Raw genomic sequence first — 25258 nt, 5'->3', positions numbered from 1 at the left:
GCAGCGGTGGATTCGGCTACGGGACAGAACATGCCGTGCGCCGGGCTGCCTCATGCCCGCTAGGCGAAGCCAAATCGACCACACCATCCGCCACACCGACGGAGGCCCAACGCAGCACGACAACCTCGGAGCGCTGTGCGAGTATCACCACCACGCCAAGGATTGCGGCAGATGGCAGCTGACACAAACTGCTCCTGGCCGCTTCACGTGGACCAGTCCGCGCAGCAGGATCTATCACGTGGGTCCCGAGCCACCTTAAGCGAGCTGACGCCGGGCACGGCCGAGGCCCGGCCGCGCCCGGGGGACTAGCAGTCGTAGAGCGAGTTGGGGTGGATTCGCTCGCAGTAGCGCACGTGCAAGTGATTGTCGTGGTTGGACAGCTGCTGCGTTAGGCCCTCGCTGATGAGCGTGGGGTCGTTGAACCAGACGACGACGATGTGGCCCGGTGCGGCGGCTTTGATCTGCTGCACCAGCGTCCGTGTCGCGGCGCGGTCATAGGTGCTGGACTGCCATGTGATCCGGCCAGCCGTGCACTGTGCGTTGTCGGTGCGGATCGGCCACAGGTCAACATCGAGGCCGACTTCGTGGCTCGCGTGCCCGGGGATGTCGCCACCGTGCTCAAACCCGATGTCGCCCAACGGAACTTTGCCCTGTCCCGTGGTCGCGAAGTCGGCGACCGCCTTTTCCAGTTGCCCGATCGCGGCGGCGGTGCCCCAGTTGGCGGTGCCGTTGCTGTCCGGGTCCTGATCGCACATGTTGGCAAACGAGGGATAGTCGTAGTGCCAGACTAGATTGCGCCAGCTGACCGGGCCGACGATGCCGTCAACGCCAATGCCCGCATGGCTTTGGAAGTTGCGCACCGCGGTCGTGACAGCCGCACTGAACACACCGTCAACGGGCAGGCTGAGATTACGTTTGGCGTTCAGCTGCACCTGCAACGCTTTGACCGCGTTGCTGGCCGAGCTGCCCTGCTGGATGGTTGGGACGAGGGCGCCCCAGGTGGCAGGGCCGACGATGCCGTCTGAGCCAAGGCCTTTCGCCGTCTGGAACGCTTTGACCTTGGTGACCGTGCCGGAGTCGAAGGTGGACGTGAGCGCGGTCGCCTGGCCATGGTGGGCGAGCAGGTGCTGAATGGCCAGAACGTCGGCGCCGCGATTGCCGCTGTTCTGCGTGTGGAAGAACGCGTTGGCGTAGGCCAGCGCCGGGGATGAGTTCAAAAGCGTTGCGCTAGCTAATAAAGCGAGCGCAACGGATAAACGGGCGGCGATTCTCATGGCACAAATTTTCACATCGTCCAAAGAGGATGTAAATGGTTACCGACCTTGCGTGAGTGGAACTTGATTGATTAAGCTTGCGGAGGTTTCGCGGGCCCACTCTGATCCTTAAGAGAGGGCAACCATGCAAAAGTCAGACCGGAAGAAATCGAGGCGCTGGTGGTCAAGGGAGACAAGGATTCACTGGCTCTCGCGATCAGCGGGCTAAACGTCACTCTCGCCCATCACGCTGCTTGGACCGAAGAGCGCTTCGGTGAAGTCAGCGAGCGTTTCGATGCGGTCGACAGAAAGTGGGAGGCGGCAGGTCGGCAGTTCGAAACGATCGATGTGGCCTTGGCCAATATCGACACTCGGACGGCGAAGATCGATAGCAGGTTGAGATTCCTGGAGTTGGGGCAGACCAGCCACGGGAAACAACTCGACGACATCAACCGCCTTCAGGTCACGATGCTCAAGCGGCTCGACAAGCTGGACACCGGCCACGATGAGCTGAAAGCAGGGCAGGCGCGGCTTGAGTCTGGGCAGCAGATGATTCTAGGCGAGATGCAGGGTTTGATCGCTCAAGTCGAGCGGGTGCTGAGCTTCGCCATCAAGAATGAGCTGACGACCGACCAGGAGTAAAGCACGGGATCTGCACACGACGGGCACATCTTCAACGATGTGCCCGTTTACTTTTGAGCGCATGCGGTGGATGCGATGGGTTGTTGTTGCGCCAGCGGGGATGTGGGCGCTCGTGCGGATCGCGGGGTGGGATTCGTGGTATCCGGCGGTTCAGCTCATCGCGTTCACCCCATATGTAGCGGTGCTTTCGCTGATCCCGTGGGGGCTGACCGTCCTATGGCGACGGTGGGACGCGGTGATCGCGGCTGGTGTCATCACGGTTCTGCTCACGGTTTGTGTGCTGCCACGGGGACTGGAAGATAGCGATCCGCTCGCGGGAGCCAAGGGACGGGAGCTAAAAGTGCTGACCGTCAACATTCTGTTTGGGCACGCGGATTTCGGCCGGGTGCTGGAGCTGAGCACGCAAGCGGATGTCGTGATGGTTCAGGAACTCGTGCCTGCGTTCGCGGAAAAGTTAGAGCCGCATTTTCCTTATCACGTCAAGGGTGGCGAGGTCGGGATCTACAGCCGGCTGACGTTGAAGGGACACGAGTTCCGGCCGAACCCGATGATGTTCGGGCAGATCACGGCGGAGTTGCCGGGGGCAAACGTGATGCTGCAGTCGGTGCACACGGTCGCCCCATCGGAGCAGAGCCGGGTCGAGCCGTGGCTGGAGAGCTTCCGGAGGCAGCAGCGAGCTGAGCCGGACGGTCCGATGTGGATCCTGGCGGGCGACTTCAACGCCACGCTCGACCACGCGGTCATGCGCAACCTCGTGCGCTCGGGTTACCGGGACGCGGCGGCCGTCGTGGGCAAGGGGTGGACCGGGACGTGGGGGCCGTATGACGGCGACAACATCCCGCCGGTGACGCTCGACCGGGTCCTGGCGGACCGCCGGATCGGGATCAAGGACGTGGAGATCTTCGAGGTGCCCGGCAGCGATCACCGGGCGGTGCTGGTCACGCTCGTGCTGCCCTAGAATTGCGCGCGTGACAAACGTAGTGCTCGTGGTGGAAAACGATCCGACCGACGATGTGGGCCGCCTGGGCCCGTGGCTGGTCGAGGCTGGGCTCCAGCTCGACATCAAACGGCCGCATCTCGGTGAGGAGCTGCCTGAGGACCTTGACGGCTACGTGGCGTTTGTCGTGCTGGGCGGCGAGCAGTCGGCCTTTGACGACACCCCGTGGTTTCCCCGGCTTGAATCACTGATGCGCAAAGGCGTGCGGCACCGAGTACCAACGCTGGGTATTTGTCTTGGCGGGCAGTTGCTGGCGCAGGCGCACGGCGGCCGGGTTGAGCGGTCTGAGGCGGGTTTGGAAATTGGCGCGAAGCTCGTAGCCAAGCGGGACGCGGCCGGAAACGATCCGCTCTTTGGGCCGCTGCCGTTCGCGCCTGACGTGGTGCAGTACCACTACGACGAGATCACTCAACTGCCTGCCGGTGCCGTGCTGATGGCGGCTTCGCCGCGCTATCCGGTGCAGGCGTTCCGGATCGGGGACCGGGCGTGGGGCACGCAGTTTCACCTGGAGACCGATACCAAGATGTTCGCGGGCTGGACCGGCACGGAAGCCCTGATCGAAGGGGTGGACGCGATCCAGGAGGACATGGAAGAGGTGTGGCGGCCGTTCGCGCACCGGTTCGCTCAGCTGGCGCTCGGCCAGCTGAGCGAATCGCCAACGAGGGAGAATTTACCCCTATTGTAGAAATATGGGTACTTGGACGGTAGAGCTCGCCTTCGCGGAGGACACCGAGCACACTGAGGCGATCGCGATCCTGCGCATCCCGGACGGCCGGGAAGTTCGCGGCCTGGGCCAGGCCAAACGCGACCCAGCGGACCGACCGGTCGCCGAGATCGGCGAAGAAATCGCCGGCGCGCGCGCCTTGTCGAGTCTCGCGCACGAGCTGCTTAACGTCGCCGCGGCCGAGGTCGAAAAGAACGTACGGCGCGATGACCCCCTAGGCTAGACGGCGTGGGTGGGATCGGACGGCTGGCGCGCTATGGGCTGACCGTTCCATGTCCCCCTGAGCTGAAGCTGTGGGACGCCGAGCACCAGCGGCCGGTCGATGAAGAGGCCGCGCTCGTGCTGGAGCAGATCGGCCGGGCCGCTGACCCTGACTTGGCGCTCAGGCAACTGGAGTGGTTGTTCGAGCGGGACGCGGCTGTGCTCGACGCCGTGCTCACGGACGAGGATCTGCGCATCCGGCTCGTCACGGTCCTGGGCGCGTCAGCGGCACTCGGCGATCACTGGAAAGCCCTGCGCCACAACATTCCGCCCCGGTACGAGGTCCACAGTGGACTATCGACGGTGCCGCAGCTTAAAGCCGCCTATCAGCGTGGGCTGTTGCGGATCGCCGCGCTCGATCTCGGGGATCACGCTGGAGTCGAGTGGGCGATGACGGAGATCACCGCCCTGGCCGACGCGACGTTGCGCGCGGCTTACCGCATTGCCCTGCAACGGGTCGACGTCAAACCCCGGCTGGCCGTGATCGCGATGGGCAAGTGCGGTGGTGGCGAGCTGAACTATGTGTCCGATGTGGACGTTGTCTTCGTCGCGGCCGAGGATGAGGATCTGGGGCCAGCGACGACCGTCGCCGCGGCACTCATGGAGATCTGTGGGCAGGTCGCCTGGCAGGTCGACGCCAACCTGCGGCCCGAAGGCTCGCAGGGCCCACTCGTGCGCACGCTCGCCAGCCATCAGGTCTACTACCAGCGCTGGGCGCGTACGTGGGAGTTTCAGGCCCTCCTCAAGGCGCGGCCTGTCGCAGGGGACGCGGGACTGGGCAAGGCCTGGCTAGCCGGGCTGCAACCGCTGATTTGGCGCGCGGCCGAGCGGCCCGAAGCTGTCGACGACGTGCGCAAGATGCGCCGCCGCATCATCGAGCAGATCCCGCCGGGCGAGGCTGACCGCGAGATCAAGCGTGGCCCGGGCGGGCTGCGCGACATCGAATTCGCCGTGCAGCTCCTGCAACTCGTGCACGGCCGGGCCGACGAGACGATTCGCTCGGCTAACACCCTGACCGCGCTGCGGTCGCTTGTGGACGGTGGCTACGTCGGGCGGGCCGACGGTCACGCACTGGATGAGGCCTACCGTTTCCTGCGCCGGGTCGAGCATGCGTTGCAGCTACAGCGATTGCGGCGTACGCACACGGTGCCCGCGGCCGCCGAAGCCGTGCGCTGGCTGGCGCGTGCGCTGGGCTACACCGTGGAAGCGTTCCGCTCAGCGTGGGTCGCGCACGCCGCCGAGGTGAGGCGACTGCACGCGAAACTGCTCTACCGTCCGCTGCTGGCCGCTGTCGCGCGCGTTCCCGCTGACGGGCTATCGCTCAAGCCGGACGCGGCACGCAAACGCTTGGAGTTGCTGGGTTTCGCCGATCCGGCGGGGGCGCTGCGGCACATCTCCGCGCTGAGCGCTGGCGTTTCGCGCACGGCGGCGATTCAGCGCACGTTGCTGCCCGTCTTGCTGGCCGAGTTCGCCGACTCTCCGGATCCGGACGCGGGGCTTTTGGCGTACCGGCAGGTGTCTGACGCTCTGGGTTCGACCCCGTGGTACTTGCGGTTGCTGCGTGACGAAGGGCCTGTGGCGTTGCGGCTGGCCCGGGTGCTCGACAGCGGGCGGTACCTGACCGACTTGCTCTCACGGGACCCGGAAGCGTTGCGGCTCTTGGCTTCCGACGCTGACCTGGTGCCACGCAAGCCACTGTCGTTTATGGACGCCGCTGCCCGGCATACGTCGCCGGAAGAAGCGGTGTTCGCGGTGCGCGCGTTGCGGCGGCGGGAGCTGTTCCGCATCGGGTCGGCGGATGTGCTTGGGCTGCATGACGTTTCGGCTGTTGGCCCGGCGCTGTCTGACGTCACCGATGCGACGCTGGCCGCTGCCCTGTCCGTCGCCGCTCCGCCCGAGGACATGCGCTTCGCGATCATAGGCATGGGCCGGCTGGGTGGTGCCGAGATGAGTTACCCCTCCGACGCCGATGTTCTCTTTGTTTTTGACGGGGGTACTGACGCGGCCGCGCTCGCGGTCGCTGAGACCCTGCGCACGTTGCTCGCCCGGCCCGCCCCCGATCCGCCGCTGGGCGTGGACGCGGACTTGCGGCCTGAGGGCCGTCAGGGGCCACTCGTGCGCAGTCTGTCGGCCTACAAGCGCTACTACACGACCTGGTCTCATGTGTGGGAGGCGCAGGCCCTGTTGCGGGCCCGTCCGGTCGCTGGGGATGCTTCGCTGGCCGGGGAGTTCGTCGCGTTCATCGACAAGATTCGCTACCCACGCGACGGCCTCACCCGTGAGCAGGTGACCGAGATCCGGCGGATCAAGGCACGGGTCGAAACCGAGCGCTTGCCACGCGGAGCCGATCCGCTGACGCACACCAAACTTGGCCGGGGCGGCATCGCCGACGTGGAGTGGACGGTCCAGCTGTGGCAACTGCAGCACGGGCACGCCCATGCCGGGCTGCGTACGACCCAGACCCTGGCAGCCCTGTCGGCCGCGACCGAAGCGGGACTCGTGTCGGCCGAAGATGCCACGGTTTTGGCGGCGGCGTGGACGCTGGCTTCCGAGATTCGCAACGCGATCACCCTGATCCGTGGACGTGCCGCCGATCAGCTTCCGCGGCACGGCAAGGAACTCGCCGGGGTGGCCCGGCTCCTGTCTCCAGGGACCGAGCCGGGGGAGTTCCTGGACGAATATCTCAAGGTGACAAGGCGGGCCCGGAAGGTGGTCGAGCGCCTCTTCCTAGGCTCGTTATAGTGATCGAGTGGCGCTCTATGTCGTGGGGGATCTGCATGGGTTTCTAACCCAGGCCACCACCGCGCTGCGCTCGGCCGGGCTGACCGACGACGAGGGCCACTGGGCTGGCGGAACAGACAAGCTATGGTTCCTCGGCGACCTCACCGATCGCGGGCCTGACGGCATCGGCGTCATCGATCTCGTGCGGCGTCTGCAGACCGAAGCTGAGGAAGCTGGCGGGCAGGTCGGCTGTGTCCTGGGCAACCACGACATGCTGCTCTACGGCAGCAAATACGTGCCCGAGTCACCGGTGACCGAGCTGCGCAGCATCATCCAGGTGTGGGCCCTCAACGGCGGCCAGGAAAACGATCTGTCCGCGTTGGACGACGACCGTGCTACCTGGCTGGCGGGTCTGCCCGCGCTCGCGCTCGTCGAGGATCACCTGCTCTTGCACGCCGACACCCTCGCGTACCTTGAATTCGGCGGCACCATCGACGAGATCAACGCCACGATGGGCGACATCATGCGCGAGCATGACGAATCCACCTTTGGCACCCACGCGCGCCTGCTTTTCAACCGGTTTGACTTCCTCGACCGCAACGGCGGCGCCGAAAACGCCCGCAAACTCCTCGGCCAGCTGGGCGGCACCCGTCTCGTGCACGGGCACTCCACCATTCCGGAGACCTTCCGCGTCAACCCGTCCACAGTGGACGGCCCCATCATCTACGCCGACGGCCTGGCCATGGCCGCGGACACCGGCATCGCGCTTGGCGCCCCCTGCGTCGCCATCAAGGTCACCTAAACAATCTCGCCCTCAATCGACTCCATGACATCGGCTTTGCGGTTGTCGATGACCGGCTTTGTCCCTGCGGCATCCAAGAGAATCTTTGGCGCGTTCTTTGCGAGCCAGCCCATCTTGATGGCCATCGACACGAACCCGCCGCTGGCGTGTACGAAAGCCCAGAGTCCAGTGCGCTTAAGGCTTCCGCGCCAGTCTTTCGTCTCCAGAGCTGGGATGAGCCGCTCGACCGAGCTGCCCTCACTCAGTGCCACAGCCTTGCGCGCGTCCTCCAGAGCTGTGGCGTAATCTGCCAGCCCAACAGCGGCCCAGCAGCGCATCTCATAGCCCAGACCCGGATCGAGGCCGTGCTCCATTGCCAGCGTGATCTGCCTACGCACTTGCTTGAAGTCCTGCTGAGCTAGATAAGTCAACCCCCGCAGCATCATCATGTCCGCTACGGGGGCGCCCAGCCGCTCGGCCTCGGCGATCTCGCGCAGCGCCCGGTCAAACTCGCCCCGGCCGACAAGCGCGGTCGCCAGCGTGCGGTGTAGCACCGCACTCGGTGGCAGGACAAGCGCGGCCTGCTCGAGCTCTCGCACCGCGGAACTAAAGTCACCCGCGCTCATTAGCCTGCTTCCCAGCTCTACCCGGGCTGAGGCGAGTTCCAGGGCAGATTTTGGCGGGTACGGAATGCGTTGCGCCCGAAGCAGATGCAGGCTATGCACCAGTGCTTCAGCCTCGGCTAGGTCACCCTTGCCCGGCTGAGCAGTGATTCGTGCACGGATCAGCTCCGCCATGTGCGGTTCTGTTGTGGTGGCGGAGATGGCGTGCTCCAGCAGTGCGTTGATCTGATGGTGTTCGCCCCGGTCATACCAGATGGGCCGGATGTTGTGATTGGACAGAAAACGCCGCCGCGCAGCCCACTCTTCCGCGATCGCGGGCTGCTCCAGAAAAGCGAAGTGGCTGTAGGGCGCCGAGCTTTGCTGCTCCAGGATCTCCATCACCCGGTCTTGCTCCAGCGAACAGCCTAAGAACAGCACACTGCGATGGCTGAACAGATAAGACAGCAGGCCGGCGATGCCACCGTTGGTGTATTTCGCCTCGTACTCCGACAGCGTGAACACCCGGTCGGTCGGGTCGAGCACGTCGCCGTGGATCTTTAGCAGAAAGGGCTCGTTGTCGGTCAGCGCACGCTGGAAGGAGTAGGCGCGCGCACCCCAGACCTCAGCCTCGAAGGGCTGGCCCGAGGCGTCAAACACCCGCTTGAGGACTCGGTCGAAGTTAGTCGTCACGACCGGCGCACACCGCTGTAGATGGGGGATATAGCAAAGCGCCGGCAGGAAGTCGGCTGCTGTGATGCCATCGGGAACGACCGTGGTCTTCGGCCCGAAAGCTACCGCGAGCTGATCTTCAAACACCAGGCGCCCGAGGTCGTGCCGAAGGGATTCAGCGGCTTTGCTGTAGTCCCCGGTGGAAACGAGCGTTTCGATCTCCATCGGGATGCTGCTCTGACGGCCCATCGCGGAAAGGAACTGCGGCCAGCCCTGATGGCCGTATGGCTGGGAGAGTCCGGCGCCAACGAACGGGACCACGCGGTGCATCCGGATCGCGTCGCAGAGCCGTTCGATATTCGTGGTGTTCTCTTCCCGGAAGATGCTCACGGATCAGCACCATACAGATTTGCGCATGAATCATTACCGTCCGTTGGTTCAATTTAGAAGTTGCCAATGCGATGAGTTTCGCGGACACGGGCCGTCTTACCTGATGTCAGATGAGAACAGACGCTTAGGAGCACGTCATGGGTAACTATGCCGACGTCAATGGTCTTCACCTGTACTACGAAACCCACGGTGCCGGAAAACCGCTGATCCTGCTGCACGGTGGGCTGGCCTCCGGCGAAATGTTCGGTGCGGTCCTGCCGGCGCTAGCCGCGTCGCATCAGGTGATTCTCGTCGATCTGCAGGGACACGGGCGCACCGCTGACATCGACCGTCCGCTCGACGTGCGGTTGATGGCTGACGACATCGGCGCCCTCATCGATCACCTCGGCCTGGACAAGCCCGACGTCGTCGGGTTCTCGATGGGCGGCGGGGTCGCGCTGTGGACGGCCATCAAGTTCCCGGAGAAGGTGGGCAAGGCCGTGGTCGCCTCGGCGAACATTCGCCGCGACGCGATCTACGCCGAAATGCTGGGGCAGCAGGGTCAGGTGAACGCGGCGGCCGCCGCGTTCATGAAGGACACGCCGATGTATGAGCTGTACCAGCGCGTCGCCCCGCACCCCGAATACTTCCCGCAGCTGCTCGACAAGATCGGCGAGGTCCTGCAGCAGGATTTCGACTTCACCGAAGACGTGCGCGGACTGCGCGTACCGACCATGATCGTGGCCGCCGACGCCGACATGGCACCGCCGAGCCACTACATCGAAACCTTCAAGCTCCTCGACGGCGGCCTGCGCGACGGTGGCTGGACGGGCGAAGGCCGGCCCAAGGGAGGGCACGCGCTAGCGATCCTCCCCGGGCTGACCCACTACAACCTGGGCGACTCTCCGTTGTTCGCCGCCGTGACGCTGAATTTCCTGGGCGCTACGGAGTAAACGTCAGCGTGGCCGTGGCTTCCGCTTCGATCGACTTGCGGTCGAAGCGGAAGCTGATCGTCTTCCCGGTCCGCCACAGCTCCAACTGGTCGTCATAGTTCTCGTGGAACGGGTGACCGGAGTTGCCCGTCAGCTGAATCCAGCGCGAAGCGTCCAAGTTGGACAGATCCACGATCATTCGCATGCTCGGGACGGCATCGACCTCATAGCCCTTGCCCGCACTCCAGCCGGTCGCGTTGACGATGGCGTCGCCGCCAGCGGTCTCTACGGGGGAGCCGTTGAACAGCCACTCGATCGGGGCGATGCCGGACTCGCCAAACGTCGCGTGCGTCGGGGTGAGCGTGTGCATCTTGCCCCACTCCCAATCGCGGGCCGACTCGCCCTGGGCGTCAGCGAGTTCCTTGACGGCTTCAGCCATCGCGCGGGCGAGCATGTCGTCACGCTTTTCCACCTCAGGCGTGGATTTGCTGTCCCACCAAGGAGAATCAGGCTTGGTGAGCAGGCCGCGTACGACCTCGAACCAGCGGTCACCACCGTCGGGCCGGTAACTGTCACCCAGCTCGTCAAACGTCAGCAACAGCAGGTGCCGCCAGATCGCGTTGTAGTAAGCCGCCGGAGCCGAGTTGGCTGGCTGCTGGAACCGCCAGTCCTTCAGCAGACTGTCGGCATCTTTCTCCACCTTGGCCAGTGGCGGCCGCTTGACCTTCAACAACTCCGGCACGAGCACCGGCGCGAAGCCGTTACGGTTGTCGAACTGCTGCAGCTCGACATCGTCGACCGTGATCTGGCCCCGCGTTGACGTGATCAGATCGTTGATCCGCTGGCTGCGGTAGCCGTAGCTCCAGTCATCGGTGAGGTGGTGCGGATACTGCGGGCCGATGACGGCCTGGTTGGCGGTGACGAGGTAGCCCTGCTCCGGGTTGTAAACGCTCGGCAGCTCCTCGAACGGGATGTAGCCCTTCCAGTCCTGCTCCGGGTCGGAACCGTCAGCGAAGTAGCGGCCATCTCCCTTGCCGCGCACCGGAATCTTGCCCGGCGACTGGTAGCCGATGTTGCCGTCGACATCGGCGTAGATGAGGTTCTGCGCCGGAACCTCGAACAGTGCGGCCGCCTTGCGGAAGTCCTGCCAGTTGCTCGCCTTATTGAGCACGAGGATCGCGTCGGCGGTCCGGCCGGGGTCCAAGGCGGTCCAGCGCATCGCGATGCCTTTGTCCCCGCCCAGTTTCTTGAGTTCCTCGCTCGCGTCAGACAGCAGCGGACCGTGCTTGGTGGACCGCACCGTGATCGTCACGTCTGGCCCGCCGGCGACTTTGATGGTCTCCGTGCGCTGGGTGATTTCCGCCGTGGCAAGGTTTTCGACATACATGTCGATCACGTCGGGGCCAAGGTTGGTGAAGCCCCACGCGATGCGGGCGTTGTGTCCAATCACGACACCGGGCACGCCGGAGAACGAGAAGCCGGCCGTGTTCAGGCCGCATTCGCAGTGCAGGCCTATCTGGTACCAGATGCCAGGCTGGCTCGGGCTCAAATGAGGATCGTTGGCGAGGATCGGTTTGCCGGTGCTCGTGAGCTTTCCGCCGATGACCCACGAGTTGGAGCCGATGCCCTCGCCATCGCTGTTGCCCATCAGGCCGGGCAGGCTCGCGAGATCCGCCTCCAGCCCAGCTAGCCCACTTTGGAACGTGCCGGGCACGAAGTCGCTGGCAGGAGTCGCCGCCGCGGGAGCGCCCGTGCCGGGAACGATCGGCACGTTGCGGTCGAACGGGTACGCCGGGTAAAGCTCGTCGACCTGAGTCTTGTTCAGCCCGTGCGCGAGCAAGGACGCGCGGCGGATCTCGTCTTCCATATTGCCGCGCAGATCCCAGGCCATGGCTTTGAGCCAGGCGAGGCTGTCGATCGGGTGCCAAGGCTCGATTTTGTAATCGGAGTTCTGCAAACCCAGCAGGGTGTACTCAAGTGAGTTGCCCTCTGGAAACTCAGCGAGCCAGGCGTTCACGCCTTCGGCGTAGGCCTCCAGGACGGATTTCGTCTCGGGAGCCAGCAGCGCCCATTCCTGCTCGGAAACCCGGCGCCAGCCCATCGTGCGCAGGTAGGTGTCCGTCTTGACCTGGCTCTCCCCGAACAGCTCGGAGACCCGCCCGGCGGTCACGTGACGGCGGAAGTCCATCTCCCAGAAGCGATCCTGAGCGTGTACATAACCCTGTGCCCGGAACAGGTCGGCCTCAGTCTTGGCGTAGATCTGGGGCACACCGTATTGGTCGCGGTAAACCTGCACCGGAGCGGACAGCCCCTTGAGGGTCAGCGTCCCGTCATGTTGCGGGAACGAGGAACGGACAGCCCAGACACCGGCGCCAGCGGCGACCAGAACGAGCACCAGCAGGACGCCAAGGGTCCACAAGCCCGTCTTGCGGGCGATGCGGAGGGCACGAGGGGACGGCTTCACGAAGGGGCAGGTTACCAGCGGGTTCGCTTAGCTGTCTCTAGCTGACTGGGCATACTCGGCACGCAGGTCGTTGGCGGCTTGGTAGAGCGCTTCGATCTTCGCGTGCATGGGATCGTCAGCGGCGTCCGCCTTGGCTTCCATCTCGCGCGCTTCTTCCATCGAGTTGATGACGACGCCGAGCAGGATGTTCAGGAGGACCAGCGCTGCGAACACGACAAAGCTGATGTAGTAGACCAAGGTCCAGGCTGAGTAGTCGTAAGCCGGGCGTACCACGTTGGTCAGGTCATCGAGCGCGAGCAAGCAGAACAGGCTGACCAAGGCTGTGCCAATGGTGCCGTACTGCTCGGGGAACGCTTCGTGGAACAGGATCCAGCCGAGCATCGCGTAGATGTAGAGCACCATCAGCGCGACCATGAGCAAGCTCAGCGCGCCCGGGATGCTCCGTCCAATCGCGACCATGATGATGCGCATCTGCGGGAAGATCCGCACCGAGCGCAGAATCCGGGCCAGCCGTGCCAACCGCAGCAGCGTGATGTTCTCGCGGATGCCTGGCAGCAGAGCCGCGACGACAATGGCGAAGTCGAACAGATTCCAGCCGGATTTGAAGAACTCCATCGGCTTGCTGCCGTGCGCGCCTATGCGGATCGCCAGCTCGACGATGAAGAACGCCAGGCACAGGTGATCCAATGTGGAGATAACCGAGCCAACGTCTTGCTCAAGCCGCGGATAGGTCTGGAGTCCTAAAAGGAGGGCGTTGAAGAGGATGACGCCGACGGTGATCCCATTGAACGCACGCGAGTGCGCGATCCGGTGCAGCGCAGCAGTTAAATTGGACATATCCGGCACATCATAAAGGCCCGCCCCAGCCGGGACGGGCCTTTACGCGTCAGACGATTTACACGTCACTGCAATTCTGCTTCGACGCGCTCGCTTCGCTCACACGTCGAAGTACAACGCGAATTCGTGCGGGGTCGGCCGCAGCGAGATCGGCGCGATTTCCGCCGAACGCTTGTAGTCGATCCACGTGTCAACGAGGTCCTGGGTGAACACGCCACCAGCGAGCAGGTAGTCGTGGTCCTTCTCCAGGCCGGTCAGCACCTCACCGAGCGAACCAGGAACCTGCGTGACCTGAGCCGCCTCCTCCGGCGGAAGGTCGTAGAGGTCCTTGTCAACCGGTGCTGGCGGCTCGATCTTGTTCTTGACACCGTCAAGGCCAGCCATCAGCATCGCGGAGAACGCGAGGTAAGGGTTGCTCGACGGGTCGGGGCAACGGAACTCGATGCGCTTGGCCTTCGCGTTGGTCCCGGTGACCGGGATACGCGTGCAAGCGGAACGGTTGCGCTGCGAGTAAACCAGGTTGACCGGAGCCTCGTAGCCCGGCACCAGACGACGGTAGGAGTTCACCGTCGGGTTGGTGAAGGCGAGCAGCGAAGGCGCGTGGTGCAACAGACCGCCGATGTACCAGCGGGCGGTGTCCGACAGGCCGGCGTAACCGGTCTCGTCGTACATCAGGTTCTCGCCGCCGAGCCAGAGGCTCTGGTGCGTGTGCATGCCCGAACCGTTGTCGCCGAACAGTGGCTTCGGCATGAAGGTCGCGGTCTTGCCAGCGTGCCAGGCGGTGTTCTTCACGACGTACTTGAACAGCTGCATCTGGTCGCCGGAGGCGAGCAGCGTGCTGAAGCGGTAGTTGATCTCAGCCTGGCCGGCCGTGCCTACCTCGTGGTGCGCACGCTCAACGGTGAAACCGAGCGACACCAGGTTGGAGACCATCTGGTCCCGCAGGTCGGCGTAGTGGTCGGTCGGCGCGACCGGGAAGTAACCGCCCTTGTAGCCAGGCTTGTAGCCACGGTTAGCGGAGCCGTCGGCCTCGGCGGAAGCGCCCGTGTTCCACGCACCCTCGATTGAGTCGATGTGGTAGAACGCTTCGTTCGCCGCCGAAGAGTGACGGATGGAGTCGAAGATGTAGAACTCGGCCTCGGCGCCGAAGTATGCGGTGTCCGCGATGCCGCTGGAGGCGAGGTAGGCCTCGGCCTTCTTGGCGACGTTGCGGGGGTCACGGGAGTAGGCCTCACGCGTGAACGGGTCGTGGATGAAGAAGTTCAGGGCGAGCGTCTTCTGCACCCGGAACGGGTCGATGAAAGCGGTGGTCACGTCGGGCAGGAGCAGCATGTCCGACTCGTGAATCGCCTGGAAGCCCCGGATCGACGACCCGTCGAACGCAAGACCGTCCCTGAAGACGCTGGCGTCAAAGGACTCGACCGGGACGGTGAAGAACTGCATCACGCCGGGCAAGTCACAGAAACGGACGTCAACGAACTTCACGCCCTCAGTCCTGAGGTATTGAAGGAGCTCCTCGGAATTGGCGAACAACACGTCCTCCTGGCTTAACATTCTTGGGTTGGCTGGCCCCGAAGGTAGAACTACCTGGTTGCCCGGTCGTGTCGCCTCTGTTTCGGCCATGTTACGTCGCCCATGAGTACCCTGTTGTGGTGGACACACCCTCCTACACCCGGCGTTTCGCTGCCCTGATGGCTGACTGGATCCTCTGCCTGCTTATCTCAGGGCTGTTCGCCCGGCCCATGGTGGATGGCTGGGCGCCGGTGCTCGTGCTGATCGTGGCATACACGTTCTTCATTGGCCTGTTCGGCCAGACGCCGGGCATGCGCCTTCTGGGCCTGACCTGCCTGAGTTACGACAACGGACAGCCGGTAGGCATCCCACGCGCCTTCGTGCGTGCCGTGCTGCTCGCGCTGGCCGTCCCCGCGCTGATCAACGACAGCGAAAAGCGCGGTCTGCACGACCGCGCTTCTGGCACGCTTATCCGCCGGTATGACCCGGCGATCTCCAAGGCTTAGCGGCCGCGCATCTGACGGGTCGCGCCCTTGGGCGGGCGGAACTCCTTAGGCAGCTGGCCCTTGGGCATCTGCGGCCGGGCCGTCAGCGCGGTCAGCGCCCGGTCAAGGTTGTTGATTTCCTTGCCGGAGATGTTGTTGGGCATGCGAATCAGCGTGGAGCGCAGCTTGCGCAGCGGCAGCTGACCTTCGTCATTGCCGATGATGTAGTCATAGAGCGGGGCGTCGCCGACGACCTTGCCCAGGCGGCGCTTCTGCTCGGTGATCATCTGCTTGACGCGCTGTGGGTTGCCCTCGCCGATGAGGATGACGCCAGGCTTGCCGATCACGAGGTGAACGACATCCATCTGCGTCGTCGCGGCGAGGGGCTTCTCCGGGTTGGCACGCCAGTTGCCACGCATGTTGCTGATGAGGTGAATGGCCGCCCCAGGCTGGCCTTCCATCGACGCCATCATGGCGGTGTTGGACCGCAGGTTCAGCACGATCAGCACGGCGAGCAGCGTCAGCATGATGCCGAGCGGAATGACCAGCCAGCCCCAGACGAACCACAGGCCAACCGAGATGGCGATGGGTATCAGCACCGCGACGATGACCAGCGGGACGAATTTCTTATCCTGCTTCGCGGTGAATTGGAACACCATGCCGATCTGCTTCAACCGCGTGATGAAGGAGACCTTTTCCTCTGGGGCCTTTGCCATGAACGTGAGTCTAGTTGGCCGCGGGAACGCGCGCGTCGAGTGCCTGCTGGTACAAACGGCCAGCGCGGTAGGACGAGCGAACGAGGGGACCGGACATGACCCCGGAGAAGCCGAGCTCGAGTGCTTCTTCGCGCAGCTCGACGAACTCCTCGGGCTTCACCCAGCGCTCCACGGGGTGGTGACGGGTGCTCGGGCGCAGGTATTGCGTGATGGTGATCAGCTCACAGCCCGCTTCCACCAGGTCCTTGAGCGCCTGGGAGATCTCCGCGCGCTCCTCGCCCATGCCCAGGATCAGGTTTGACTTGGTCACCAGACCGGCCGTGCGGGCCTGCGTGATGACATCGAGCGAGCGCTCATAACGAAACGCCGGGCGGATGCGCTTGAAGATGCGGGGGACCGTCTCCACATTGTGAGCCAGGACTTCAGGCCTAGAAGCAAAGACTTGAGCCAGAAGCACAGGGTCGCCGTTGAAGTCGGGGATCAGCAGCTCGACGCCGCAACGGGCCACGAGGCCATGGCTCTGCTCACTGGATCCCCGCGCGAGCGCGTGGATCTGGCGCACCGTCTCGGCATAGAGCCACGCGCCGCCGTCGGGCAGGTCGTCGCGAGCCACACCGGTGATAGTCGCGTAACGCAGGCCCATAGTCGCGACCGACTCGGCCACGCGGCGCGGCTCGTCAGCGTCGAACTCGGCGGGCTTGCCCGTGTCGATCTGGCAGAAGTCACAACGGCGGGTGCATTGGTCGCCACCGATGAGGAAGGTGGCTTCGCGGTCTTCCCAGCACTCGTAAATGTTGGGGCAGCCAGCCTCTTGGCACACCGTGTGCAGGCCTTCACGCTTAACTAGGCCGTGCAGCTCGGTGAACTCCGGGCCCATCTTCGCCTTGACTTTGATCCAGTCAGGCTTGCGCTCGATGGGAGTCTCGGCGTTGCGCGCTTCGATCCGAAGCAGACGCCTGCCTTCAGGCACGACTGTGGTCATTCCCTCAGCGTACGTCCAGGGGGCGGTAAATCGCTTTGGTGGGCCGCTATGATGCCCGCAACAGCTCCTTTGCCGAGGTGAGTCATGGTGTGACGCCCATGACAGTGACCCCCGTCAAAGCGCTGCCGAGGCCCACGAGGATGGGCGAAAGTGCGGTGGCACCGCGAGGTTTTCCCATACTCGCCCGCACAACGAACGTGGCGACTCCCGGCAGGTGCCCTGAGGCGACTCTGCCAAGGGACTCGCCACGTTCGCCCATGGGGATGGCGTTGCGAGAATGAGGAGGAAAAGCCATGCAACGCATCCTGTCTACTGAGCTCACCCTGCATGCAGGGGAGCGCGTGACATTGGCCGGCTGGGTAAACCGCCGCCGCGAACTCAAGTCCGTTTCGTTTCTGATCCTGCGTGACCGGGCGGGCCTGGCCCAGGTGGTTTTTCCGCCGGGAACGCCGCTGCCGCCCGAAGAATCCGTGATCAGGGTTACGGGAATCGTCAAGGAGAACGAGATCGCCCCGGGTGGGGTGGAGCTCGTCGAGTCTGAACTCACCCTCCTTTCCGGTGCGCAGCACGAGACGCCGTTTGAGATCTTCCGGCCCTCGCTGAGTCCCGCGCTGCCTTCGCAGCTGGACCACGCCCCGCTTTCGCTGCGGCATCCGTCGCGAAAGGACGCCCTCAAACTAGGCGCTGAAGCGGTGAAGGCGTTCCGCGAAACGTTGGACGGGCTAGGTTTCACCGAAATCTTCACGCCCAAAATCGTGGAGTCCGCGACCGAGTCCGGAGCCAACGTCTTCGCGCTGGACTACTTTGGACGGCCGGGCTTTCTCGCCCAGTCGCCGCAGTTCTACAAGCAGCTGATGGTCGGCGTCTATGAGCGCGTGTTCGAGGTCGGGCCAGTGTTTAGGGCCGAACCGCATGACACGACGCGGCACCTGGCGCAATACACCTCACTGGACGCTGAGCTTGGGTTCATCGAGGACCACCGCGACGTGATGCGTGTTTTGCGCGACGTCATGGCCGGGATTATGGGACGCGTCAGTGACATCGAAGTGCCCGCGGAGATTCCGGCGCTGCACTTCGCAGACGCGCTCGAAATCGCGGGCGCCGACCCGCAAGAGCCGGACCTTTCTCCCGCCGACGAGAGAGCGCTCGGTGAGTGGGCGCTTAAAGAGCATCAAAGCGACTTCGTTTACATCACCGGGTACCCGATGAGGAAGCGGCCGTTCTACACCCATCCCGACCCACACCGGCCGGGCTACTCCAACGGATTCGACCTGTTGTTCCGTGGGATCGAGCTGGTGACGGGTGGCCAGCGGCTGCACCGTTATGAGGACTACATCGCGGCGCTGGAGCAGCGGGGTGAACCGCTGGGACCAGTGAAGTCCTATGTGGAGTCCTTCAAACTGGGCTTCCCGCCGCACGGCGGTTTCGCGATCGGCCTGGAGCGCCTGATCTCCCGGATAACCGGTGCGGCGAACGTCCGTGAAGTCACCGCTTTCCCGCGGGACCTCACACGCATTAGTCCGTAGCGAGCAACTCTGGCAGGTGGCGTTCGACGTAGGGCAGAACCTCGTCGACCGTCACCGGCCGGCCCAGCTCTTGCGTGAGCGAAGTGGCCGTGGCGTCTTTGATGCCGCAGGGGACGATATTGCCGAAGTAAGTCATGTCGGGGTCGCAGTTGAGGGCGAACCCGTGCAGGCTCACGCCCCGCGCGACACGGATGCCGATCGCGGCGACCTTGCGGTCTTCTACCCAGACGCCTGACTTTCCTTTGACCCGGGCGGTTTCCAGCCCCAGATCGGCACAGACGTTGATGAGCATCTGCTCGGTGCGGCGCACGTGTGCGACCACGTCGGCGAGACCGCCGCGGATGACCGGCAACTTCACGATGGGGTATCCGACGATCTGTCCCGGACCGTGCCAGGTGATCTTGCCGCCCCGGTCGACATCGACCACTGGGGTGCCGTCAAAGGGACGTTCCCATGCCTCGGTGAGTTTGCCGGCGGTGTAGACGCTCGGGTGCTCTAGCAGCATGACGGTGTTGGGCTGCGTTCCGGCCACGACACCTTCGTGCAGGCGGCGCTGCTCGTCCCAGGCGGTCAGATAGTCGACGAGACCGGCGCGGATGACGGTCAGGGGCGCAACGGTAGTCACGTGCACAGGTTACTCCGACCCCGGTTCATGAGCCTTTATCGCGATCGGTAACGTGTGCGATTAGCAGAGCTTGTGAAACCTTTCACTAATGGTGTCATGGAGTGACAGATGAGATTGCGGTGGATAGTCCCTGCTCTAGGCATCTTGGCGTGGCTGCTGATCGCGGGCGTCATGTCAGGCCCCTCCTCAAAGACGGCTGATGTCCAGCAAAACGACAACGCCGCGTTCCTGCCGAAGACCGCCGAGGCCACCGAGGTCTTGGAGCTCAACAAGAAGTTCATGGATTCCGATGTCGTTCCGGCTCTGCTCATTTACGGGCGTGACGGCGGGCTGACCGACGCGGACAAGAGCACCATCAAGTCTCAGGTGGACAAGATCTCCGCCGAGTTCGGTGACACGCTGGCCGGAGACCCGATCAGCCGCACTCCTATCGTGTCCAAGGACGGCAAGGCGGCACAGGTGCTGCTGCTGTTCAATGGCACGGATTCGAAGAAGAACGTCGAGCACATCGAGTGGATTCGTGCCAACATCGGCACGGCTGATGGGCTCAAGGCGCACGTCGGCGGGCTCGGCGGCATCCTCACCGACCTGATGAAGGTCTTCGAGTCGATTGACGGGACGCTGCTCCTGGTGACCGTCGGCGTGATTTTGCTCATCCTGCTGGCCGTCTACCGCAGCCCACTGCTGCCTTTCGTCGTGCTGTTCTGCGCCGGGCTGGCCTATGTGCTCGCCAACGGCGTGATTTATCTGCTCGCCCGCGAAGACGTCATCGACGTTTCCGGTCAGAGTCAGGCGATTCTCAACGTGCTGGTCCTGGGCGCCGCGACCGACTACGCCATGCTGCTCGTGTCACGGTTCCGTGAGGAGCTCCGGGGACACCAGAGCCGCTTCGACGCGATCAAGATCGCGCTGCGGGCGTCGTTCGAGCCGATCGTGGCCAGTGGCGCGACCGTCATCCTCGGTTTGCTGTGCCTGCTTTTCTCAGATCTGTCGTCAAACAAGGGCCTGGGACCCGTTGGCGCCATTGGCATCGCGGCCAGCCTGCTCGTCTCGCTGACGCTGCTGCCCGCGATTTTGGCGCTGTGCGGGCGGGTGCTGTTCTGGCCGTTCCGCCCAGCCTTCGGTTCTGAACCTGCCGAGACGAAAGGCCTGTGGGCCAAGGTCGCCGGTCTCGTCGGCAAGCGGCCGCGCATCGTGTGGGTTGGCACCACACTGATTCTGCTCGCCGGAGTGCTCGGATTGTCCAAACTGGACGCTGACGGCATCCCCCAGACCGACAGCTTCACGAAGCAGACTGACTCGGTCTCGGCACAGGAACTCATCAACGCTCACTTCGCGGGTGGCACCGGCAATCCGGCCGAAGTCATGGTGAAGCAAGAGAAGCTGGCTGTCGTCCTGGAGACCGTCAAGGGCATCAAGGGTGTCGACAGCGCGGTCCCTTACACCGGTGTGTTCATGCCGCCGATGCCCGGAGCACCGTTGCCGCAGCCGAAGGTCGTCGACGGGATCGTGCGCATCGACGCGACCCTGACTGACAAGGCGGACAGCAAAGAGGCGACGGAAACGCTTAAGCGGCTGCGCACCGCGGTACACGCGATTCCCGGGGCGGACGCCAAGGTCGGCGGGTTCACGGCCATCAACTACGACGTGCAGACGACGTCGCAACGTGACCGCACCCTGATCATCCCGATCGTGCTCGGCGTTATCTTCCTCATCCTGATGCTGTTGCTGCGCTCCATCATCGCGCCGCTGCTGCTGATCGCGACCGTGGTGCTGTCCTATCTGGCGACGCTGGGCATTTCCGGTTTCGTGTTCACCGATGTGCTCGGGTTCCCCGGTGCGGACTCGTCATTCCCGTTGTTCGCGTTCGTGTTCCTCGTGGCGCTGGGCGTGGACTACAACATCTTCCTCATGACACGTGTCCGCGAAGAGGCTGGAAAGATCGGGCACCGCGCGGGAACGCTCAAGGGACTGGCCGTCACGGGTGGGGTCATCACCTCGGCCGGCATCGTCCTGGCGGCGACCTTCGCCGCGCTGGCCGTGCTGCCGGTGGTGTTCGTGGCCGAGGTCGCGTTCGCGGTGGCCTTCGGTGTCTTGCTGGACACCTTGCTCGTCCGGTCGCTGCTCGTGCCCGCGTTGAGCCTGGAAGCCGGACGGTTCGTCTGGTGGCCGGGCAAGCTGCGGCGCACTGAGCCTTAGCCACGTAACCTGTAGCCCATGCGTGCCCTGACCTTCGTCCTGCTCTGCGTCCACATCGGAGTCGCGGTGATGTGGCTGGGCAGCATGGGCTACAGCCTTTTCGTGGTTCAGCCCGCGCTCGCGCGGATCGCCCAGGGCGATGTCATGCGGCTAGAAGATATGCACCGTGAGCTGGCCCAGGGCAACCGGTGGAAGGTCGTGGCCCTCATCGCGGTGCTGTGGGCCAGCGGGATCGCGCTCGTGATCGTCCACCCGGGACAGTGGGTCCTGATCTCGCTGAAAGCGCTCGCCCTCGCCGGGGCGTCAGCGCTGTTCTGGTGGGTGTCCTGGCGCGGGTGGCCCCAGCGCGTCTTCGCGTTACCGGAAGAGCTGCCGGCGCTTCAGCTCCGCTTCCGCGCCGTCGCCCGCTCGATGTTCGCCCTGGTGGCGCTGTCCTTCGCGCTCGGTGTGCTTACCCGCTACTGATCCTGTGCGGCGCCTATGCGCTGATGCCCCACGCTCGCGCTGAACGTCAAATCAGTGCGAGGAGTATCGATGAAGCGTATAGCAACCGCTGTCTTGATGAGCGGATTCTTGATTGTTGTCAACAGCGCTGAAGCCCAGGCCGCGCCCGCCTGTGCGCCGTCGGCCCTCAGCGAGGCGGCCGCGGTAAGACTGGCCGCTCAGTGCAAGTCCAAAGTGGAAGTCGCCGGTCTGCGCGACGGCCATCAGCAAGTCTTCGCCAACCCGGATGGCACGCAAACGCTGATTTCCTATGCCGTGCCTCAGCGCGTGCGTAAAGACGGGACGTGGCGGGACATCGACCTCAAGTTACAGCGGGGAAGCGACGGGCGATTATGGCCCGCGGTGGCCGCTGACGTGAGCTTCTCGGGCGGGGGAGACAGCCTGCTCGTGTCCACTCTGGTGGAAGGCAAGCGGTTCAGCCTTTCCTGGCCGCACGGGACCCTGCCCGCTCCCACTGTCAACGGGGCGATCGCGACCTACGCCGAGGTGCTGCCCGGTGCCGACCTGGCCGTGGAGGCGACGCGTACGGGGTACCGGCAGGTGCTGGTGGTGAAAACCGCCGCCGCGGCAGCCAATCCAGCCGTGGCGAAGGTCCGTTACAAGATCTCCGGTGACGTGACGGCCCGCAACACCACCGCAGGCGAGCTGGAACTCGTTGACAGCAAAGGAAAAGTCCTGCCCTTCGGCTCACACGCGTCAATGATGTGGGACTCGGCGCTCGATCCGGCGGTCGGTGGCGAAGTGCTGCCCGGTGTTGTGTTCGACCCGGCCAGGGCTCCGAAGTCGACGGTCAGCGAGCCGAGCGAATTGGCTCATGTGCGCAGGATCAGCGTGACCGCACAGGACAACAGTCTCACCGTCGTGGCCGACGCGGAACTCTTGCGCACGGGCACGCTGCCGATTTTCATTGACCCGCCTTGGGATGAGGCCAAGGTCGGCTGGGCCTACGCGACCAACGACAACGCCAACTGGACGCCGGGCGAGCACGCCCGCGTCGGCGACAATCCCGATGACACGCGCCTGTTCCGGTCCTACTTCTCCCTGCCGATCACTGGGCTGCACGGCAAGCAGGTCATCTCGGGCTCCTTCCATGCCGTGCTCGACCACAACGCCGCCTGCGCCGGAAACACCGCGCACGCCTACCGTGTCGGCGACATCGGCACGCCGAACGGCAGCCGCATCGCCTGGTCCACCGGGCTCGGTGTCAAGCTGGGTTCGGCATTTGGTGACGTGAACGAGACGGGTTCGTGCGGCAGTGTTCCACCCGACGTGACGCTGATCTTTGGCAACAACACCACGTTCCGCGACGACCTTCAGGGCGCCGCGAATGCTTCCGCGGGAAGGTATTCCGTCGGTCTGTGCATGTGTGATGACGCCGCCGGCAACGGCGAGACCGGCACCTACGAGTGGATGAAATTCCTCAACAGCTCTGGCCGGATCGTGGCCACCTACAACTCGTACCCCGGAACTCCGGCGAACCTGACGACCTCCACCCTGGCCTGTGGCGCGACGGTCGGCACGACCTCACCGACGCTGAAGGCGCAATACGTTGACGCGGACGGCTCTGACACGCTCACCGGCTACTTCGAGTGGAAGGACAACGCCGTCGGCCCGGTCACCCCGGTGACCGGGCCCGCTAGGCCGGCTGGGGACTATGGTGACATCACTTTGAGCCTGGGCGCGGGAGCCGAAGGCAAGACATATTCCTGGCGGGTGCAGACGCGCGACGGTATCGCCCCGAACCCGTCAGCCTGGTCCGGCTGGTGCAACTTCACCGTCAACGCGAGCCCGCCACCGCAGTCTGGCGTCACTTCCCCGGTCTATCTCGCCGACGGGGTGGCCCATGGCGGGCCGGGCATCTCCGCTGACTTCATCCTCAGCAATGGCGGGTCTACGGGACAAGACGTCACCAGCTACACCTATGGCTGGACCGATCCACCGTCCACTGTGGTCAACGTGAGCGCCGGAGCCTCCGCCACGGTCAAGCTGACCCCACCGCGCTACGGCAGCAACACCTTGCACGTGTTCAGTAAGGACGCCGCGGGCACTCCTGGCCCGACCAAGCACTACTCGTTCCTCGTGCAGGCACCATCGGCGCCGATCGCCCACTGGCCTTTGGACCAGATCAACGCACCGGGCTTCAACAACACCGTCGGTTCGGCGCACATGACCGTCGAAAGTGGCAACACCGATGTGGTCTGGACGCCGGACCTGCGCTACATCGGATCGCCGTCGGCGAACTTCAACAGTGTTACGGAAACAACTACGGCCACCAACGGTGTGCTCACGGCGGCGGGAGCGGGCCTGGACACGTCAGGATCCTTCAGTGTCGCGGCTTGGGTCCGGCCGCAGTCGCCAGGCGGATGCGCCAACGTGATCGCCTTGTCCGTTGACGCGAGTTCGAACTCGGGCTTCACCCTCGGCCACGACTGCTGGGCCAACCGGTGGCGCGTTGGTCTGCACGACATCAACGGAGGCGGCTCGACGCTGACCTTCGCGGCCTCTACTTCCGTTCCACAGCAAGGAAAGTGGACCCATCTCGCGGCCGCCTGGGACGAAGCTGAAAGCAAGCTGAAGCTCTACGTCAACGGAACGCTAGAGGCCGACGTGACGCCGTCAGCGCAGTGGCTGGCCAACCGGGCCGGCGGCTGGGCGTCCACCGGGCCAGTCGTCATTGGACGGTCAAAGGCCTATGGCACGCCCGGATCGTATTTCACTGGTTCCGTCGCCGAGGTGCGGTTGTGGAACCGGGTCGCGGTCGCGGAGGACATCACCGGGCTTATCAACACCCCGGTGCAGGTCGCCAGCTATGACTTCGCCGACGGGTCGAACTGCTTCTGCGGCGACGCGCTCGACGGGTCCTACTGGTCGCGTCACCTCACCCTTAGCGGCTGGGAGACTGGCGCCTCGGGCTTCGCGACTCCGGGCCACGATGGCAACGATGCCTTGCAGCTCAACGGAACCAGCGGCCACGCCTACACGGCGGGACCGGTGCTGCGTACCGACCAGTCGTTCACGGTGTCGGCGTGGGTCAAGGTGAACGCGGTCAACGGGACGGACCAGGTCGTCATGATGCAGGGCGGCTGGCCCTGGTGGGCCATGACCATGGGCATCTCTGGGTCCAGCAACAAGTGGGTGTTCGGGGTGTCCACCGAGAACGGATCCGGCGGCTTCACCTGGGGCTGGGCTGAGTCCAACGTCGCGGCGGTTCCCAACACCTGGGTGCACCTGACGGGCGTGTTCAACCAGGCGACCGGGGAGACCCGGCTTTACCTGAACGGGACCGAACAGACCGTCAAGGGCACCGGTGCCAAAGGCTGGAACGCTGTCAGCAGCCTGCACGTGGGCAGCATCTGGGGCAACGCGGCACTGTTCGGTGGGCAGATCGATCAGATCAAGGCCTATGCCGGGGCGATGACCCCGGCACAGGTCACCAGCCTCTACAACAGTTAGTACT

General features: G+C 64.4%; 21 protein-coding genes. 12 read left to right on the top strand and 9 right to left on the bottom strand.

What is annotated here, in order from left to right; all coding sequences use genetic code 11:
• Positions 1 to 305 precede the first annotated feature (305 nt).
• Positions 306 to 1217: a peptidoglycan-binding domain-containing protein gene (locus A3E1_RS0113980; protein WP_211215927.1), complete on the bottom strand. Its 912-nt coding sequence runs from the start codon at positions 1215 to 1217 to the stop codon at positions 306 to 308.
• A gap of 216 nt (positions 1218 to 1433) precedes the next feature.
• On the opposite strand from A3E1_RS0113980, the gene A3E1_RS0113975 reads away from it, so the two are divergent.
• From A3E1_RS0113975 to A3E1_RS0113950, 6 genes are all read left to right on the top strand, one after another.
• A complete protein-coding gene (locus A3E1_RS0113975; RefSeq protein WP_020521400.1) occupies positions 1434 to 1895 on the top strand; it encodes a hypothetical protein in 462 nt (153 codons plus the stop codon).
• A gap of 61 nt (positions 1896 to 1956) precedes the next feature.
• Positions 1957 to 2853, top strand: coding sequence for an endonuclease/exonuclease/phosphatase family protein (locus A3E1_RS0113970; RefSeq protein ID WP_063825131.1), 897 nt, complete (start codon positions 1957 to 1959; stop codon positions 2851 to 2853).
• A gap of 10 nt (positions 2854 to 2863) precedes the next feature.
• Positions 2864 to 3577, top strand: coding sequence for a type 1 glutamine amidotransferase (locus A3E1_RS0113965; protein ID WP_040390842.1), 714 nt, complete (start codon positions 2864 to 2866; stop codon positions 3575 to 3577).
• Positions 3578 to 3581: 4 nt separating this feature from the next.
• On the top strand, positions 3582 to 3839 hold the full coding sequence (locus tag A3E1_RS0113960) for a DUF1876 domain-containing protein (RefSeq protein WP_020521397.1): 258 nt from the start codon (positions 3582 to 3584) through the stop codon (positions 3837 to 3839).
• 5 nt (positions 3840 to 3844) lie between these two features.
• A complete protein-coding gene (locus tag A3E1_RS0113955; RefSeq protein WP_020521396.1) occupies positions 3845 to 6619 on the top strand; it encodes a bifunctional [glutamine synthetase] adenylyltransferase/[glutamine synthetase]-adenylyl-L-tyrosine phosphorylase in 2775 nt (924 codons plus the stop codon).
• A 7-nt stretch (positions 6620 to 6626) separates the two neighbouring features.
• Complete coding sequence (locus tag A3E1_RS0113950; RefSeq protein WP_020521395.1) at positions 6627 to 7400, top strand: metallophosphoesterase; 774 nt, start codon at positions 6627 to 6629, stop codon at positions 7398 to 7400.
• On the opposite strand, the gene A3E1_RS0113945 is transcribed toward A3E1_RS0113950, so the two are convergent.
• Complete coding sequence (locus A3E1_RS0113945; RefSeq protein ID WP_020521394.1) at positions 7397 to 9040, bottom strand: SIR2 family NAD-dependent protein deacylase; 1644 nt, start codon at positions 9038 to 9040, stop codon at positions 7397 to 7399. The genes A3E1_RS0113950 and A3E1_RS0113945 overlap by 4 nt on opposite strands.
• Positions 9041 to 9177: 137 nt before the next feature.
• Between A3E1_RS0113945 and A3E1_RS0113940 the strand changes: the two genes are divergently transcribed.
• Positions 9178 to 9972 (top strand): alpha/beta fold hydrolase, encoded by a 795-nt coding sequence (locus A3E1_RS0113940; protein ID WP_020521393.1) that lies wholly within the window; start codon positions 9178 to 9180, stop codon positions 9970 to 9972.
• On the opposite strand, the gene A3E1_RS0113935 is transcribed toward A3E1_RS0113940, so the two are convergent.
• From A3E1_RS0113935 to glnA, 3 genes are all read right to left on the bottom strand, one after another.
• Entirely contained in the window at positions 9962 to 12415 is a 2454-nt protein-coding gene (locus A3E1_RS0113935) for a penicillin acylase family protein (protein WP_020521392.1), read from the bottom strand. The two genes, A3E1_RS0113940 and A3E1_RS0113935, sit on opposite strands and share 11 nt — an antisense overlap.
• A 27-nt stretch (positions 12416 to 12442) precedes the next feature.
• Positions 12443 to 13252 (bottom strand): ion transporter, encoded by an 810-nt coding sequence (locus tag A3E1_RS0113930; RefSeq protein ID WP_020521391.1) that lies wholly within the window; start codon positions 13250 to 13252, stop codon positions 12443 to 12445.
• Between the two features lie 99 nt (positions 13253 to 13351).
• The gene (gene glnA, locus A3E1_RS0113925; RefSeq protein ID WP_026208417.1) at positions 13352 to 14785 is read right to left on the bottom strand and encodes a type I glutamate--ammonia ligase; all 1434 of its coding nucleotides are present in this window, start codon (positions 14783 to 14785) and stop codon (positions 13352 to 13354) included.
• 119 nt (positions 14786 to 14904) lie between these two features.
• Between glnA and A3E1_RS0113920 the strand changes: the two genes are divergently transcribed.
• Entirely contained in the window at positions 14905 to 15270 is a 366-nt protein-coding gene (locus tag A3E1_RS0113920) for an RDD family protein (protein WP_245571170.1), read from the top strand.
• Here A3E1_RS0113920 and A3E1_RS0113915 read toward each other — a convergent pair.
• The 3 genes from A3E1_RS0113915 to A3E1_RS47080 form a co-directional block, all read right to left on the bottom strand.
• Positions 15267 to 15965, bottom strand: coding sequence for a DUF4191 domain-containing protein (locus A3E1_RS0113915; RefSeq protein ID WP_020521388.1), 699 nt, complete (start codon positions 15963 to 15965; stop codon positions 15267 to 15269). The two genes, A3E1_RS0113920 and A3E1_RS0113915, sit on opposite strands and share 4 nt — an antisense overlap.
• A gap of 10 nt (positions 15966 to 15975) precedes the next feature.
• Positions 15976 to 16947 (bottom strand): lipoyl synthase, encoded by a 972-nt coding sequence (gene lipA, locus A3E1_RS0113910; RefSeq protein ID WP_020521387.1) that lies wholly within the window; start codon positions 16945 to 16947, stop codon positions 15976 to 15978.
• A gap of 82 nt (positions 16948 to 17029) precedes the next feature.
• Positions 17030 to 17242, bottom strand: a complete 213-nt coding sequence (locus A3E1_RS47080) for a hypothetical protein (RefSeq protein ID WP_157631506.1) — start codon at positions 17240 to 17242, stop codon at positions 17030 to 17032.
• On the opposite strand from A3E1_RS47080, the gene aspS reads away from it, so the two are divergent.
• The gene (gene aspS, locus A3E1_RS0113905) at positions 17241 to 18473 is read left to right on the top strand and encodes an aspartate--tRNA(Asn) ligase (protein ID WP_020521386.1); all 1233 of its coding nucleotides are present in this window, start codon (positions 17241 to 17243) and stop codon (positions 18471 to 18473) included. The genes A3E1_RS47080 and aspS overlap by 2 nt on opposite strands.
• Here the strand turns inward: aspS and lipB are convergent.
• Positions 18463 to 19098 (bottom strand): lipoyl(octanoyl) transferase LipB, encoded by a 636-nt coding sequence (lipB, locus tag A3E1_RS0113900; protein WP_026208415.1) that lies wholly within the window; start codon positions 19096 to 19098, stop codon positions 18463 to 18465. The two genes, aspS and lipB, sit on opposite strands and share 11 nt — an antisense overlap.
• A gap of 108 nt (positions 19099 to 19206) precedes the next feature.
• Here lipB and A3E1_RS0113895 point away from each other — a divergent pair, with 108 nt between their 5' ends.
• From A3E1_RS0113895 to A3E1_RS0113885, 3 genes are all read left to right on the top strand, one after another.
• Positions 19207 to 21297, top strand: a complete 2091-nt coding sequence (locus A3E1_RS0113895; protein ID WP_026208414.1) for an MMPL family transporter — start codon at positions 19207 to 19209, stop codon at positions 21295 to 21297.
• 18 nt (positions 21298 to 21315) lie between these two features.
• On the top strand, positions 21316 to 21762 hold the full coding sequence (locus A3E1_RS0113890) for a hypothetical protein (RefSeq protein WP_020521383.1): 447 nt from the start codon (positions 21316 to 21318) through the stop codon (positions 21760 to 21762).
• Positions 21763 to 21831: 69 nt separating this feature from the next.
• The gene (locus A3E1_RS0113885) at positions 21832 to 25254 is read left to right on the top strand and encodes a LamG domain-containing protein (protein WP_083929495.1); all 3423 of its coding nucleotides are present in this window, start codon (positions 21832 to 21834) and stop codon (positions 25252 to 25254) included.
• The last annotated feature ends 4 nt before the right edge of the window (positions 25255 to 25258 follow it).

The organism is Catelliglobosispora koreensis DSM 44566, from assembly GCF_000379685.1.
GTDB lineage: Bacteria > Actinomycetota > Actinomycetes > Mycobacteriales > Micromonosporaceae > Catelliglobosispora > Catelliglobosispora koreensis.
This window is presented reverse-complemented; position numbering and strand designations above follow the sequence as displayed.